The sequence below is a fragment of the Parabacteroides sp. PF5-6 genome, from assembly GCF_029504695.1.
GTDB lineage: Bacteria > Bacteroidota > Bacteroidia > Bacteroidales > Tannerellaceae > QVMG01.
Window position 1 is genome coordinate 118,731 of sequence record NZ_JAQFIN010000001.1, and the last position, 13,877, is coordinate 132,607.

Annotated in this window: 12 protein-coding genes; 6 read left to right on the top strand and 6 right to left on the bottom strand. The window is 49.8% G+C overall.

Going from position 1 to position 13,877, the window contains the following annotated elements:
- Nucleotides 1-12: 12 nt before the first annotated feature.
- Genes M2133_RS00455 through M2133_RS00465 form a run of 3 tightly spaced genes read right to left on the bottom strand, consistent with a single transcriptional unit; the run spans nt 13 to nt 3,196 of the window.
- Nucleotides 13-1,032 (bottom strand): efflux RND transporter periplasmic adaptor subunit, encoded by a 1,020-nt coding sequence (locus M2133_RS00455; RefSeq protein ID WP_277463980.1) that lies wholly within the window; start codon nt 1,030-1,032, stop codon nt 13-15.
- A 23-nt stretch (nt 1,033-1,055) separates the two neighbouring features.
- Nucleotides 1,056-2,552 carry a TolC family protein gene (locus M2133_RS00460; protein ID WP_277463981.1) on the bottom strand — a complete coding sequence of 499 codons (1,497 nt, stop codon included), beginning with the start codon at nt 2,550-2,552 and terminating at the stop codon, nt 1,056-1,058.
- A 23-nt stretch (nt 2,553-2,575) separates the two neighbouring features.
- Nucleotides 2,576-3,196: a TetR/AcrR family transcriptional regulator gene (locus M2133_RS00465; RefSeq protein WP_277463982.1), complete on the bottom strand. Its 621-nt coding sequence runs from the start codon at nt 3,194-3,196 to the stop codon at nt 2,576-2,578.
- Nucleotides 3,197-3,411: 215 nt separating this feature from the next.
- Between M2133_RS00465 and M2133_RS00470 the strand changes: the two genes are divergently transcribed.
- Both M2133_RS00470 and M2133_RS00475 read left to right on the top strand, forming a co-directional pair.
- The gene (locus tag M2133_RS00470) at nt 3,412-4,317 is read left to right on the top strand and encodes an AraC family transcriptional regulator (protein ID WP_277463983.1); all 906 of its coding nucleotides are present in this window, start codon (nt 3,412-3,414) and stop codon (nt 4,315-4,317) included.
- A gap of 134 nt (nt 4,318-4,451) precedes the next feature.
- Nucleotides 4,452-5,540, top strand: coding sequence for an AraC family transcriptional regulator (locus M2133_RS00475; protein WP_277463984.1), 1,089 nt, complete (start codon nt 4,452-4,454; stop codon nt 5,538-5,540).
- Between the two features lie 27 nt (nt 5,541-5,567).
- Here M2133_RS00475 and M2133_RS00480 read toward each other — a convergent pair whose 3' ends face one another.
- On the bottom strand, nt 5,568-5,750 hold the full coding sequence (locus M2133_RS00480; protein WP_277463985.1) for a hypothetical protein: 183 nt from the start codon (nt 5,748-5,750) through the stop codon (nt 5,568-5,570).
- Nucleotides 5,751-6,136: 386 nt separating this feature from the next.
- Between M2133_RS00480 and M2133_RS00485 the strand changes: the two genes are divergently transcribed.
- From M2133_RS00485 to pulA, 4 genes are all read left to right on the top strand, one after another.
- Complete coding sequence (locus M2133_RS00485) at nt 6,137-7,222, top strand: phosphatidylinositol-specific phospholipase C domain-containing protein (protein ID WP_277463986.1); 1,086 nt, start codon at nt 6,137-6,139, stop codon at nt 7,220-7,222.
- 75 nt (nt 7,223-7,297) lie between these two features.
- Nucleotides 7,298-8,638: a hypothetical protein gene (locus M2133_RS00490; RefSeq protein WP_277463987.1), complete on the top strand. Its 1,341-nt coding sequence runs from the start codon at nt 7,298-7,300 to the stop codon at nt 8,636-8,638.
- 65 nt (nt 8,639-8,703) lie between these two features.
- Nucleotides 8,704-9,612 (top strand): hypothetical protein, encoded by a 909-nt coding sequence (locus M2133_RS00495; protein ID WP_277463988.1) that lies wholly within the window; start codon nt 8,704-8,706, stop codon nt 9,610-9,612.
- Between the two features lie 84 nt (nt 9,613-9,696).
- Nucleotides 9,697-11,700, top strand: coding sequence for a type I pullulanase (gene pulA / locus M2133_RS00500; protein WP_277463989.1), 2,004 nt, complete (start codon nt 9,697-9,699; stop codon nt 11,698-11,700).
- Between the two features lie 115 nt (nt 11,701-11,815).
- Here the strand turns inward: pulA and M2133_RS00505 are convergent, their stop codons facing one another.
- Together M2133_RS00505 and M2133_RS00510 are read right to left on the bottom strand one after the other, a co-directional pair.
- Nucleotides 11,816-12,919, bottom strand: a complete 1,104-nt coding sequence (locus tag M2133_RS00505; RefSeq protein WP_277463991.1) for an Rpn family recombination-promoting nuclease/putative transposase — start codon at nt 12,917-12,919, stop codon at nt 11,816-11,818.
- A 722-nt stretch (nt 12,920-13,641) separates the two neighbouring features.
- Nucleotides 13,642-13,800 carry a hypothetical protein gene (locus M2133_RS00510; RefSeq protein WP_277463992.1) on the bottom strand — a complete coding sequence of 53 codons (159 nt, stop codon included), beginning with the start codon at nt 13,798-13,800 and terminating at the stop codon, nt 13,642-13,644.
- Nucleotides 13,801-13,877 lie beyond the last annotated feature (77 nt).

Here is a 13,877-nt window from a genome sequence, read left to right on the forward strand (position 1 = left end):
CGTATTCTTTTCTTATTTAACTACTTCAACTTCACTCCCATTGGTCAAACGACTTTGTCCGGTGATCACCACCTGGTCGCCATCGTTCACGCCTGAGTTTACTTCATATCGGTTATCCATGCGGCGTCCCAGTTCTACTTTCTCATAAGAGACTTTCCCGTTGCGGTGTACATAGACATAACGGTCGCCTGAACCGGCCTGTTTCACTACCGCCTGGTCGGGGATTACTACATGGTTCAACGTACCGAAGCTCACGATCACACGGGCAAACATACCCGGGCGCACCCGCTGGTCGGTATTGGCGATCCGCACTTCAACCGGGAAGGTACGTGTCGCCGGGTCGATGGTCGGGTAGACCAGGTGTACTTTTCCTTTGAACACTTCGTCGCCATACACATCCAGGCGTACATCCACTTCCATGCCTTTCTTGACATACTGGAAGTAAGTCTCGGATACATTGATCATCAACTTCACCGGGTTGATCTGCTCGACAGTGTAAACCGCTAAAGCGCCACTGTACATATCGCCGTTGTCGTAGTTACGTGCCGTAACGATACCGGAGATCGGACTGGTCAATTGACTGTTTTCCTGTAAGTTCTTATAGACCGTACGGCTCACTTCCAACGCTGTCTTCTGGCCATCCCAGGCTGATTTGGAAGCACCGCCTACTTTATATAGTTCGTCGATACGTTTGAATTCCACTTCTTGATTCTCCATCTGGATCTTAGTCTGTTGCAGGTTGGTGGCATCCATCGTCGCCAGTAATTGTCCGGCTCTGACCTGATCGCCCACTTCTACGTGCAGCTTCTCGATGCGCACAGGCGATTGAGGAGCGATGGCGTTGGTGATATTCGCCGTTACCGTAGCGGTAAACTCCGCGATTTGTTCCACATCCTGCAGGTGAACCGTTTCCAGTTTCACCTTTACCTTTTCAACCTCGGTGGTGTTCTCATTCGCTTTCTCTCCCGCACATGACATCAGAAAGGCAATACAGGCAACGGGTATTACTTTCAGCATTTTACTTGTTTTCATCTTATTTTATTGTTTTATTGTTATCAATTCTTTTGTGTCTCTTTGCCCAAAACCTTTTCCAGTTCGGCTTTGGCCACTACGTAATCATAAATCGCCTGATTGTAGTTCAGTTTGGATTGCGTCAACGCCAGTTCGGAGTCGTTCAGTTCCAACAAGGTGCCGGCGCCGGTCTCGTAGCGTTTCTGGGCGATCATCTGTCCTCTGAGGGCTTGTTCAATCCCGCGGCTGGCGGCATCGTAGCGTTTGAGGCAGGTGTTCATATTGTCCATATACTGCTTGACGGCCAGTTGCAGGTTGCGTTGCAGGTCGTCGCGTTGCAAGTGTAACTGGTTCATGGTCACCCGTGTCTGGTTGAGCTTCTGAATACGGTTTCCTCCGGAATAGATCGGAATCGACAGCGACAAGCCCACCATGGAGTAGGGGTTCCACTGGTAGTTCTTGAACTTGAAGTCGTTGTTCATCGAGCTCCAGTTGTACAAGGCCGAGATCGACAGCGTCGGCAGGAAATCGGCTTTCTGCAGTTCGAATGTCTTCTTCAGTTGAGACGATTGCAGATCCAATTGTCGCAGGTTCGTATTGTTACCCAATGCCGTGTCGGTCGCCAGGTAATCGCTGAACAATGCATCCTTGTAATCCCCCAATTGACCTTCGCAGTCGATGTTCAGTTCCAGATCCATACCCAGGAGTGCTTTGAGTTGCCACTTGGCCAGGGTTACGGCGTTTTCGGCTTGTAACATATTCGGTTCGACATTGCGAACGGCCACATCGGCGCGGATCAGATCGTATTCGGCCACCAAGCCCTGGTCGTATTTCTTTTTCACATCCAGGTAGTTCTCCATCGCATTGTCGTAGCTTTCTTTGAATACGCGGTACGAGTCGTTGGCCAACATCACGCCGTAATAGCTTTTCTTCACCTGGTTGGTCATATCGATCTTCGATGAGCGCGCCTGCTCGATCGCCAGTTCGACATCCAATCCGGAAATCGCCAGGCTCTTCCACAGCGAAGCGTTGATCAACGGCATGCCGGCTGAAAACCCAAGGCTCCAGTTGTTGTCACGGCCGACGGATATACCACCATCGCCCCCCTCGGAAGGTTCGGGCTCGGGTATGAACGAATTGATATTCTCTTGCAACGTTCCTTCTTTATAACCCGGAATGATTCCGGCAATCGTCTTATCCGCCCCTTGAATGATCGGCGTGGTCACTGGCTCGAGCATTGCACCGATATTGAACGCGTCACCATCCATGTACATCACTTGCTTTTTCAACGTACGGGAATAGTCTGCCGTGAAGTTGATCTGCGGGAACAAGGCCGCATACGTTCCTTTCTTGGCGTACTTCTTCTTCTCAATCTCCTGATCAGCCACTTTGACCGTGGGGTTTTCACTCATCGCAATCTCCAATGCTTTGTCCAACGTGAGCACGATCGTTTGTTCTTGTGCCCGGGTTGAAAAAGCGAAGGAGGGCAGTAATAGAAATACTGCGCAAATCACCTTCTTACTCATAACTAATCGTTTCATTTATTCTAAATTTGCGTTTATTTTTATTCGAATACTTTGTTGTGCTTTTGCACCGTGTGAATTGTTCTGATCCAACGGTCCAGGATCTGTCGTCCTCTCTCGGTGCAGATCCCACGCAGGAAGGCGACCAGGATCGTGTCGTAGACCTCTTTGTTCGAGTGCTGGCAGAACGCTTTCGAAGGCTGAAGCATCTTGACCTGTTCTTTGGCCAATAAGGCGACAATCTCGAAATTGATTTCTTGCTGAAACACCCCTTCTTTCACTCCCCGGTCGAACAGGCGCATAAAATGTTTGGTGAACAAATCTTTTTCCGCTTCTTTCTCTGCTTTGGCGGTAGGATACTTTTTCAGGTCCTCATAGAACTTGGCACTATACCAGCGGGGACGTTTCATCAATTCGCCATAGAACAACAGGATGATATCCAACGCGGTATATTCCCCCTTCTCGATTTCCTGCAAAAAGGCGAGCAACCGACTGCTGGTATGCTGCAATCCTTCGACCAGTAGATTCTCTTTGTCTGCAAAGGATTCATACAAGGTACGCTTGGATATGCCGATCGCGCGTGCGATATCATCCATGCTTACCCGTTTGATCCCGTACTGGGAAAATAAATCAAATGCTGTTACGATAATTTGCTCTCTCACCGAATTGTTGTTTTCTTTAAAAGTCACTATACCCGCTGCAAAGGTCTATTAATTAATGGAAACTCAAATGGTTTATTCTGTTACAGGATTGGTATGATTTGAATATAAAAAAAGAAAAACAAAGGCTCTATTCGAAATAATCTGTATATTTGTTGGTTTGAAACGAAACAATGTATTCCTGTTTCGAACAATGTGCCTAATTAAAATAAAGTGTTATGACAAATCTGCCGCTGATAGAGATGACCGTGGTGAGTGATTACATCGCTTCGACCGATAACTTCCAGGATGTGTTGACTGTGACCGATGTGGATAAGAATATTTCCTCCAGCCGGTACGGCTATGAGGAGTATACGGACCCGGTGCGGTTGAATGCACTCTTTCTGATGTTGGTCTTGAAAGGGGAGGCACGGGTCAGTCTGGATTATGTGCCTTACACCCTGGTGCCTAATTCTTTTTTGACGGTTATGCCCACGCATATTATTCAAGGCGCCGAAGCCAGTTCGGACTTCAAGGCGATCATGATCATGGTACATAAGACTTTTATGGAAGGATTGAACATCGCCCAGCGTACGCCTTCGATGAACAACTATATGATCCTGCGAAAGAATCCCAGTACGGAGCTTTTGCCGGAAGAGACGCAACACCTGGAGAAATGCATCCAGCAGTTGCGCGATAAGATGCGTCAGCGCACGCACGCATTCCATAAGGAATTGATGCAGAATGCCTTTGTGGCCTTTATGTTGGAGATGGCGAATATCATGGTCGGCAAGAAGGAGACCATCGCCCGCCCGACCTTGTCGCGCAAAGAAGAGATTATGAACGAATTTGTCAATCTCCTGATCCAGCATTGCAAATACGAGCATCATGTCTCTTTCTACGCGGGCAAACTCTTTATCACTCCCCAGTATCTCTCCCTGATCCTGAAAGAGATCTCCGGCAAGTCGGCCAATAAATGGATCGACGAAGCCCTGATGGTCGAAGCCAAGATCCTGTTGAAGATGCCAAACCTGACGGTGCAGCAAGTCGCCGATGAACTGAATTTCTCCGATCAGTCCACTTTCGGCAAGTTCTTCAAAAAGAACATGGGTGTCTCCCCGATGGAATACCGGAAGTCGTCTTAAACGAATTATTTTTACCAACCGACACTCTCCGAAGGGCAAAGCTCTGGGAAAAGACGTAATTTTGTCGGATTTGAAAAACAATGCTTATTGCTTAAAGTGATGAGCCATAGAACCTTTTTATCCCTTTCGATCCGATGAAGAATATGTATTTTTTCACCTTGCTATTGTCGTCTTGCCTTATTGTCACCATGGGCATCACCCTTTTCTGTTGCCCGGAGAAGAAAGACGGCATGCTGAAATCTTATGGATTCGCCCGGCGTCTGTTGGCGATCGCTTATCTGCTCCTGGGTGGTTTGGGCCTCTTCGAATTGGGGGCGACCGCCGGTCAGGTCAACTTTCTCAACCCTTTGGCTATCGTTATCACGCTCTCACTGGGGTTTCTGCAGTCGTTACTGTTTACCTTCTCATTCACCACCTTGCTTAATGGTCATTTCTTGCCGAGCAAACGCTTCCTGACTTATTTGTGGATCAACCTTTTCCTGATCGGATGCCTCTTTGTGGGCGTATATGCATTCACGGAGCCGGATTTTCTGAAGCTGGCTTATGGCTGCGGCGGGTGTTATTATGTGTTGTTGGGTTGTTATATCCTGTTGTTCGAACGGGAATACCGGTTATACAAGATACGGCGCGACGAATTCTTTGCCGAATCCGCTTCTACGGCACGCCTTCGGTGGGTACGACGTTCTTTCTACCTTTCGCTATTGATCGGCATCTGGCTCTGTCTCTCTTTTCTTCTGCCGGAGAAGGTCTATCCGGTATATATCACATTGTATACGGTCTTTTATATCTACTTCGCGATCAAGTATATCAACTATCCTGCAGTCTTTCAGCAGTTGCTTCCGGTACTGGAACCGGAGGTGACCGCCCCGGCTGGGGGGAGCGAAACCTCGATCGAAGCCCGGCTGCAGCAATGGATCGAACGAAAAGGTTTTGTCGCGCATGGCCTGACGCTCGATCTGTTGGCACACGAACTGCAAACCAACCGGACCTACCTCTCTGCTTATATCAACCAGACCAATCAGCAGAATTTCCGGCGATGGATCAGCGCTTTACGCATCGAAGAGAGCAAAGAGATCCTCTTGTCCCACCCCGAACTATCCATCGAAGAAGTAGGCAACCGCGTAGGCATCCCCGACCGCTCCAGCTACTACCGCCAATTCCTCAACCTGACCGGCCTGTCGCCCACCGCCTTTCGTAAGGACGATAGGGCAAGGGGCGCATAAGGGCAATCCGAATCCAAATGCGCAGGATTACTTTTTCTTTTTACCGGGACTATTTGCTTGTTGATAACCGTCAACACATTTGTTGACAATTGTCAACAGATACCTACTCTTTATAATAGATTGATTTACTGCTTCTTGTATTCCTCTAAAATCAAGGAAGAAAAACATCGCACTTTGGCGCACAAAACATTGCGCTTTAGTCTGCGTCATCTGCGTATTTTATTATTCATCAAGTAGGAACTTCTCCACAATATTTGCTTTACGCTTCGCTAAGCGACCTTCGGTTCGGGGTGATCCTGTTTTATTTGGAAGGGGAAAATGGGGAGGAGTATCGAGAGTAGCTCTTGAGGGGAGTGGCTCGATAAGCCTCGCTTAGGGAAGGAATGACAGAATTATGAAAAATAAAGTCAGAATTCTGAAAAAAGAGGAAAGTCTCTCCTTATTGGTGTTGGATCGTAAATATTTTCGCCCGTGTTGTAGAACGTAAGGTGAATTTTACGTTCTGCAACGCGTCAGAAAGGCTTCTTCCGTACTTTCGTTGACGAATTTATGCCGAATGGCGGATTTGAAAAACAATGATTATAAAATAATGACGTATGAATGAACGGGAAAAAACAATTGCCGATGCGGCGAAAAGAATAGAAGAGGAATTAAAGGCGAAAAAGGAGAACCTGAACCGCGCGATCGAAGAGAAATGGGATACCTATAAAGAAGATCGTAAGCGGGCGGAAAAAGCCATTGCGGCGATGAATAAGGATATCAAAGCCTTCAAGCAACGGTTTAGTTTGTCGAACTGGATGGAGTTTGTCGATGATGAGAAGTTCCTGAGTGAGATTAATCTGCCGGGAACGCATGATTCGGGTGCTTATTTCTCCGTGCCCCTGGCCGATAAACTGTGGAAAGACCAGGATCGGACGATCGCCGAGCAGTTGAAAGACGGTATCCGCTACCTGGATGTGCGTTGCACGGTGACCGACAACAGCCTGGATATCTACCACGGGGTGATCGATCAGATGCTTTCGTTTTTCAGTGTCTGTGCCGACTGTTATAACTTCCTGACGGCCAATCCGACGGAGACGATCCTGATGTCGATCAAAGACGAAAGCAATGATGCATTGGCCACGGTCTCGAAGGTGGTCAAGAATATCGCCAATACCCCGGCCGACTGGACGTTTATCGATGCTTTCCTGCGCGAGATCAGTGGCGGAGAGCCGATCTTCTGGTATACACGCCCCGAAGTGCCTCGCTTGAAAGATGTGCGGGGAAAGATTGTGTTGGTGCGCAACTTCGAGATGACCGGCAAATATGCCAATCAGCCTTTAGGGCTTGATTTCAGGCATCCGGATACCGGATTGCGTCCTTTTGTATTGAAAGACCAGGATCAGTACGAGAAGGTCAGCCTGGAGGAGAAGTGGGATTGTTTCTACCAGCTTTTGAAAGACGCGATGTATACCGGTTCCTTTGTGGGATCCGAACGCATCATCTGGCGCAACTACGCCAGCATGTACGACCTGTCGAAAGGCATCCTGCCCCAGCGCGCGGCGAATTATATGAATCCCCGGCTGAAGACGATCCTGAAAGCCGAGAAAGCCCCCCGGCGCTACGGCTGGATCCTGATGGACTTCTACGATCCGGAGATCGCTTTGCTTCTGGCAAGGTCGAATATAAGGATCAATAATTAATAATTAACAATTAATATCAGGCGGATCCGAAAAGCCTTAACAGAGTAGGGGATAACTAACTAAAAAGAAACGAATATGGCTAATGTAAACGACCACGCGACGACGGCACTCTTTACGTGCCTGGAGGAATTAATCTCTTTGAGACAAGATTCAGATGATACTTATTTTCACTGGATGGCAGCTGGCGCTGTTTACCGGAAAGAGAATCTGGCGTATCTGCAAGTGCACCTGGCTGAACTACAGGCGTGGAGAAAATTAAAAAGCGGCAGCATGGGCAAGCATGAGGCGTTTGTCGATGCTGACAATTTCATTCGCACGATTAATGGATTGCCCGGAAATAGTTCCAAATTGCTTTGGGATATTTATAAAGTAGTATTGGATAAAGCGACCTTCCCAAACCAGCGCAAGATCACAGCCGAGGAAGAAGAAACGCTGAAGAAGTTACATGCGGAGTTAGCGGTGTTGCAACCCCTCAGTGATGACTATAGTCTTGTGTATGATACGGTTTATGGGGATTATAATGAACTACGAATGAAGGCTATGTACGATGAGGAGTTTGCTCTTAAATTTGCACTTAACGGGAGTATCTACAAGAAAAAAGTGGATCAGGCGATGCAAAACTGGATTACGCTCGGACACAAAGGCACAGTTGAACGATATCAAAACGATATACAGAATATCAACCGGGAAACTTCGGAAAACTGGATTAACACATTGAAAAAGCGCTTGCAAGAAAATGTGCTTGATGATACAAGCGAAAGTGCCTCATACTATTCTACCCTGGGCATCAAAGATATATTTGATGAGACCTTGAATTGGACGGAGTTTACGATTGACTCCACTACCATAGAAAATATAGACACTCAGTCCAAACACCGCTTTACGCAAAATACGGAATCAACCTCCGGCATGTGGTTCTGGAAAAGCCGTTCGACTCAATCGTCTCACGGAACAAGTGCCAAATCGGAAGAAACGGAAAAGCTGGCGGTATCAAAGATCTCTTTCAAACTCTTACAGGTGCCTATCCATCGCCCCTGGTTTGATGCGACAATCATTGAATGTGGCGCCTGGAAATGGAACAACCCGGATATGGATCCGTTATCCACCGGTGGCGACAACCCGACGGGAGATATGGTGGCCTACCCAACGACGGCGATCTTTGTGAAAGACCTGTCTGTGGAGGTCGATAACCTCTCGCTCCTGGATTCGGTAAGCGATTCGGCCCGAACCACGCAGTACAATACCGTGGGTCCGTTCCGTCTGTTCCGCAAAAGAGAAAATTCCTCCCGTACGGACGCAACGGAGTCGCACGAAGAAGTATCGGAAATGGAAGATAAAAAAGGAAAAATGAATAATCCCGATGTGCAACTCATCGGTTTCCGTTGTCATCAACTGGAGAGAACCCCCTCTATATAATTATATGCAATTAACTGAAGTGCCCGGACAATACGGTCCGGGCATTATTTTATCTGAAAAAAACGATGGAAAAGAAAGAAACAAATACAGGGAAGATTATTGGCCGGATCGGTTTGGCGTTGGTGGTTGTCTGCGTACTGACGTGTACGGTGATGTACCTGGTGAACAGCTATTCGTACACCCGCAAGACCTTGACGCGCTTGATCACCGAACAGCTCTATTACGACCAGGCTTTATTGCCCGGCAAAGCGGAAGAGTATGATATCCTTTACGATCATCTGTTTCGCTTGACGAAAGTGCCGCCCTACAACGAGAAGATGAGTACGCACGACCAGTTCCTCATTGTGCGACAGGCCGAACCCTGGGAGTTGAACCGCTTGAAATCATTCGCCTCCGCCTCTTTGAGCGATATGGCGGCGTTGGGGGATATGTGTGAGTTCTCGAAGTACTTCAATACGGTGTTCCTTTGCAATACAAACCCGCAGAAGATGGGCATCACCACCTTGGAGGAATTGGTGGTGCTCGACGATTATACCCAGTTGACCTACGCCGTGACGGGCGAGACCTTCTTGCCGGCACGGCCCCTGCCGATCGATACGGCGAAGATGTGGAAGCAGATCAATTACAAGAACTATACAAACCTGCAGATACTCTCCGAAGGCAAGCAGGTGGCGAATATCCAGTTTCCTAAGGATAGTCTGTCCGCCCAGGTTGCTACGTTTGATATTCTCCGGCCGTCGATCGACTTCAAAAAGGTCAAACCCCGGCTGCGAAAAGACCGGTACGCCATTGCGACCCAATGTATCCTGATCAAGGATGTGGCGATGTCGATCCATTCCTCCGAGCCGCAGATCCGCTACGGCGACGACGGCAACTATACGATCTCCAGTCCGGTGATTATGGAGCCCGTTTATAATCAAGGCGTCACCTATGTGGCCTATGTCTGTACCCTTTTCTACGACGGGCGGCAGTAAAGCGGGGCCTGTAACTTTCGGCAGCGAAATAAGCGGATATGATTTAAAACGACTATCTTTGAGTCCAGTTTAACGCATATTCCTATGAAAAGTAAAAGTGCTATTTTTGTTCTCTTATCTCTTGTCTGTCTCAGCGGTTGTTGGCAATCCGGATACCAGTCCTATGACGATTACCCGCTGTATGAAGGAACCGATCTGGAATTGACCTATACCCCGCAACAAGCTGATTTCACCCTCTGGTCGCCTGCCGCGCGCAAGGTGAGGCTCAACCTGTATACCGCCGCCACCGGCGGAGAGCCTGCCGAGGTGATCGCGATGCGCCGGGCCGAAAAGGGCACCTGGCGGACCTCCGTGGCACGCGATCTGGTGGGCTGGTATTATACCTTCCAGGTCTGCGATGCCGAAGGGCAATGGCTGGCGGAAACGCCCGGGATCTGGGCCAAAGCCGTAGGAGTGAATGGCGACCGTGCCGCAATTATCCACTGGCAAGAGACCGATCCCGAAGGGTGGGACGAAGATCAATCACCGGAACTGAAGAACTTTACCGATATCGTTCTCTACGAGATGCACCACCGGGACTTCTCCGTCTCGCCGACCTCGGGTATGCAACACAAAGGCAAGTTCCTGGCATTGGCCGAGACGGGCACGAAGACGCCCGAAGGCCTCTCCTCCGGTATCGATCACCTCAAAGAACTGGGTGTCACCCATGTGCATATCCTGCCGTCGTACGATTATGCGTCGGTGGATGAGACCCGCCTGGAAGACAATACCTACAACTGGGGATACGATCCGAAGAACTACAACGTGCCCGAAGGCAGCTACGCCACCGATCCGTATGATCCGGCGGTCCGCATCCGCGAGTTCAAAGCGATGGTCAAGAGCCTGCACGCCAACGGCCTGCGGGTGGTTCTCGATGTGGTCTACAACCATACCTATTCCTCCGACCATTCGAACTTCAATCTGACGGCTCCGGGTTATTTCTATCGCCACAATGCCGATGGAACCTATGCCAATGCTTCGGCCTGCGGCAATGAGACGGCGTCGGAGCGGGCGATGATGCGGCGGTATATCGTCGAGTCGGTCAAGTACTGGGTGAACGAATACCATATCGATGGGTTCCGGTTCGATCTGATGGGCATTCACGACCTGGAAACGATGAACCGGGTCCGCTCGGAACTCTCTGCGATCGATCCGACTATCTTTATCTATGGCGAAGGCTGGACGGCGGGTGATTCACCGCTGCCGGTCGAGAAGCGCGCGATCAAGGTGAATGCCCCGGGCCTGAACCAGGTGGCGGTGTTCAGCGATGACCTGCGCGATGCGTTGAAAGGCAGTGTCTTCGAAGAGAAACAAGCCGGCTTTGCCTCCGGAAGGGTGGAGGGTAATGCTGAGTCGGTGAAGTTCGGGATCGTGGGAGCTACGCAACATCCGCAGGTCAACTACCATAAAGTCCTTTACTCTGACGCTCCCTATGCCAATAACCCCACACAGGTGATCAATTACGTCTCCTGCCATGATGACCTCTGCCTGGTGGACAAGCTACAACTCTCCGCGCCGGAAGACGCTACGCCGGCCGAACGCATCAAGTTCAACAAACTGGCGCAGACCATTGTCTTCACCTCCCAGGGCGTACCTTTTATGCGTGCCGGCGAGGAATTGCACCATACGAAGCAAGGCGTACACAATAGCTATAAATCCCCCGATGCCATCAATCAGATCGATTGGAGCGACAAAACGAAATACGCCGAATTGTACACCTACTACCAAAACCTGATCGCCCTGCGGCGAGACCATCCGGCCTTCCGGATCCCAACGACCAAAGGGGTGATGGAACACCTGCGTTTCATCGAGACCTACGACCCCGGCGTAGTCGCCTACACCCTGGGTGAATACGCCAATGGCGATGCCTGGCGGGAGATCCTGGTGGTCTTCAACGGCAACCGTCATGCCGTCAACTTCCCCGTGCCCGACGGCGAATGGACCGTCGTCTGTCGCAACGGCCGGATCGACCCGAACGGCCTGGGCCAGCTCCGCGGCGGACGTACCCGCATCAATGCCTCCTCGGCGTTGATTGTCTATAGGGAGTAGAAGCGCTGCGCTACCTTGGGTCGGGGGCACACACGCAAGCATACAAACAACGGAGCGCTGAAAGCGCGAAAGCCAATCCAGGGTTGAGGTTCGGATAAAAAGAATACGCAGTGAGCTATCTTGATGGGGACTGGAGCCTCTCGATCTCTTCGATACTCAGACCGGTCAGCCGGCTGATAAAGTCGTAGGAGAAGCCTTCTGTTTTGAGTTTGATGCCAAACTGTCGTCTTTCTTCTTCACGACCCTCTGCCAAACCAACCTCTCGACCTTTATGCATGCCCTCCTTGATGCCAACCTCACGACCTTTGTGCATACCCTCCTTGATGCCAACCTCCCGACCCTTGTGCATACCCTCCTTGATGCCAACCTCCCGACCTTTGGTCATGCCCTCCTTGATGCCAACCTCCCGACCCTTGTGCATGCCCTCCTTGATGCCGACCTCACGCCCTTTGGTCATGCCCTCCTTGATGCCCTCCTTGATGCCTTTGCGTAGGCCTTTTTCGCGGCTGACTTTTATGGCGTAGTCCATGGTGCTGTTGTAATCGCGGAAGGCTTTGAGGTTGGCTTCATACTGCAGACGTTCCTTGCGGCTCAATTTATCGATGTCCGCTACGTCCAGCAGTTTCTTGAATATCTTGCGCTGCTGGGTGTCGTAAGGAGTTATTCCGGTTGTGTCCATGTTTTTAAGTATATATATCCATCGTTCCAAATCTGTCTTACATTCTTCCGCTCGGAGGTTGAAATACGGCAGCGACAGATAGATCTGCCGTAGTTTCCCATTGACTTGCTCACCGGTGTCCCGATCGGCCAGGATAATGTCCGTTCGCAGCTTAGTCAGCTCGGGGATCTTGAAGTTCAAGAAGTAAATCCCGTACACCGGGCAGATCTCGTACTTCCATTTCCCTCCTCGCCGGCCTTGTTCGCTGATCATCCGGCAGAGGTAATACAGTCCCCGGTCGAAGAAATACTCTTGTCGTTGGTTCTGCATCTCGACGATAAACTGTGTGCCGTCGCTTTCGCGGCACAGGATGTCAAAAATCACCACTCTTCCGCCCTGCGACTCGGGTATGATCTCTTTATCCATAAAGGTGAGATCTTCAATCTGGCGTTCGCCGGTAAACAGGCCGTTGAGAAATCCAATCAACAGGTCCTTGTTCGCTTCCTGTCCGAAGAGCCGCTTAAAGCCCATATCGGTAAACGGGTTCAAATACTTTTCCATAGTCATGCGTTTGATTAAAAGAACGTTCCGACGTCCGGGTTTCAGGGTAAAGATAGTGAATAAGTTCTTAAACACCAAGGGAATTGAGGGTTTTCTTGGCAAGAAAATACGCAGGGGTTGAAGGTCAAGGGCTCTCCGCCATTGCGGGTAAGGTGATTGTGGGCAGGGCTGTCAGGGTGAACAATAGGATCAGGGTCGGGTGTTCTGCCAACCTTGCCAACCTTGCCAACCAAAAAACAAACTTTCTATGGTATTAGGGGGGAAGGGGGAAGATGCTATATATTTTTCCTCTTTCCTCCCTTTTCTTTAAAGAAGTAAGGAAAGTAGGTGGCAGATTGGCGGACTGGCAGTGTCGGAAAGTGGGTGGTTAGGTTGGTATCGGAGGGGAAGAGGGATAAGGGGTTTAAGGGGTTTAAAGGGTTTAAGGGGCTAAAGGGGCTTAGGAGCGAAAGGGGAATACGGCTGGATTCCGGCTGGGGCGCGTTATAGGGCTTTCGATCACCTGGTGGCAATCTGCTTGTGGATCTTCCCCTACCGGGTAGGGGAACTTTTTCTCTATCGCCCCGGGGAATTTTCCCCCGAATCTTCCTCGAGGGGAGGAAGATCTTCCTCACTTTGAGATTCAAATCCACTGTGTTTTCCGGGGGAAATCTTCCTCCAGATGTAGGAAGATCTTCCTCTATCTGAGGAAGATTTTTGCCGTCTGCATTCGTTGGCATTCGTTATTTGACTATAAAGCTGCCGGCCTTTCCAAAAAGGCTGCCGGAGTTTTCCAAAAGGCTGCCGGCCTTTCCAAAAAGGCTGCCGGAGTTTTCCAAAAGGCTGCCGGCCTTTTCCAAAAGGCCGGCGGCCTTTTTCGAAAAGCTGCCGGCCTTTTTCATGCACCGGGTGGATGAACTTTTCATCCACCTGGTGTAGGTGTTTTTTCATCCACCAGTTCATCCACCCGGTGGATGAA

Coding starts and splice junctions, on each gene's coding strand:
- M2133_RS00460 (WP_277463981.1), bottom strand. CDS start 2,552: ATGAAACGATTAGTTATGAGTAAGAAGGTGATTTGCGCAGTATTTCTA.
- M2133_RS00485 (WP_277463986.1), top strand. CDS start 6,137: ATGAATGAACGGGAAAAAACAATTGCCGATGCGGCGAAAAGAATAGAA.
- M2133_RS00505 (WP_277463991.1), bottom strand. CDS start 12,919: ATGGAAAAGTATTTGAACCCGTTTACCGATATGGGCTTTAAGCGGCTC.
- M2133_RS00510 (WP_277463992.1), bottom strand. CDS start 13,800: ATGAAAAAGGCCGGCAGCTTTTCGAAAAAGGCCGCCGGCCTTTTGGAA.
- M2133_RS00475 (WP_277463984.1), top strand. CDS start 4,452: ATGAAGAATATGTATTTTTTCACCTTGCTATTGTCGTCTTGCCTTATT.
- M2133_RS00470 (WP_277463983.1), top strand. CDS start 3,412: ATGACAAATCTGCCGCTGATAGAGATGACCGTGGTGAGTGATTACATC.
- M2133_RS00480 (WP_277463985.1), bottom strand. CDS start 5,750: ATGACGCAGACTAAAGCGCAATGTTTTGTGCGCCAAAGTGCGATGTTT.
- M2133_RS00455 (WP_277463980.1), bottom strand. CDS start 1,032: ATGAAAACAAGTAAAATGCTGAAAGTAATACCCGTTGCCTGTATTGCC.
- M2133_RS00495 (WP_277463988.1), top strand. CDS start 8,704: ATGGAAAAGAAAGAAACAAATACAGGGAAGATTATTGGCCGGATCGGT.
- pulA (WP_277463989.1), top strand. CDS start 9,697: ATGAAAAGTAAAAGTGCTATTTTTGTTCTCTTATCTCTTGTCTGTCTC.
- M2133_RS00490 (WP_277463987.1), top strand. CDS start 7,298: ATGGCTAATGTAAACGACCACGCGACGACGGCACTCTTTACGTGCCTG.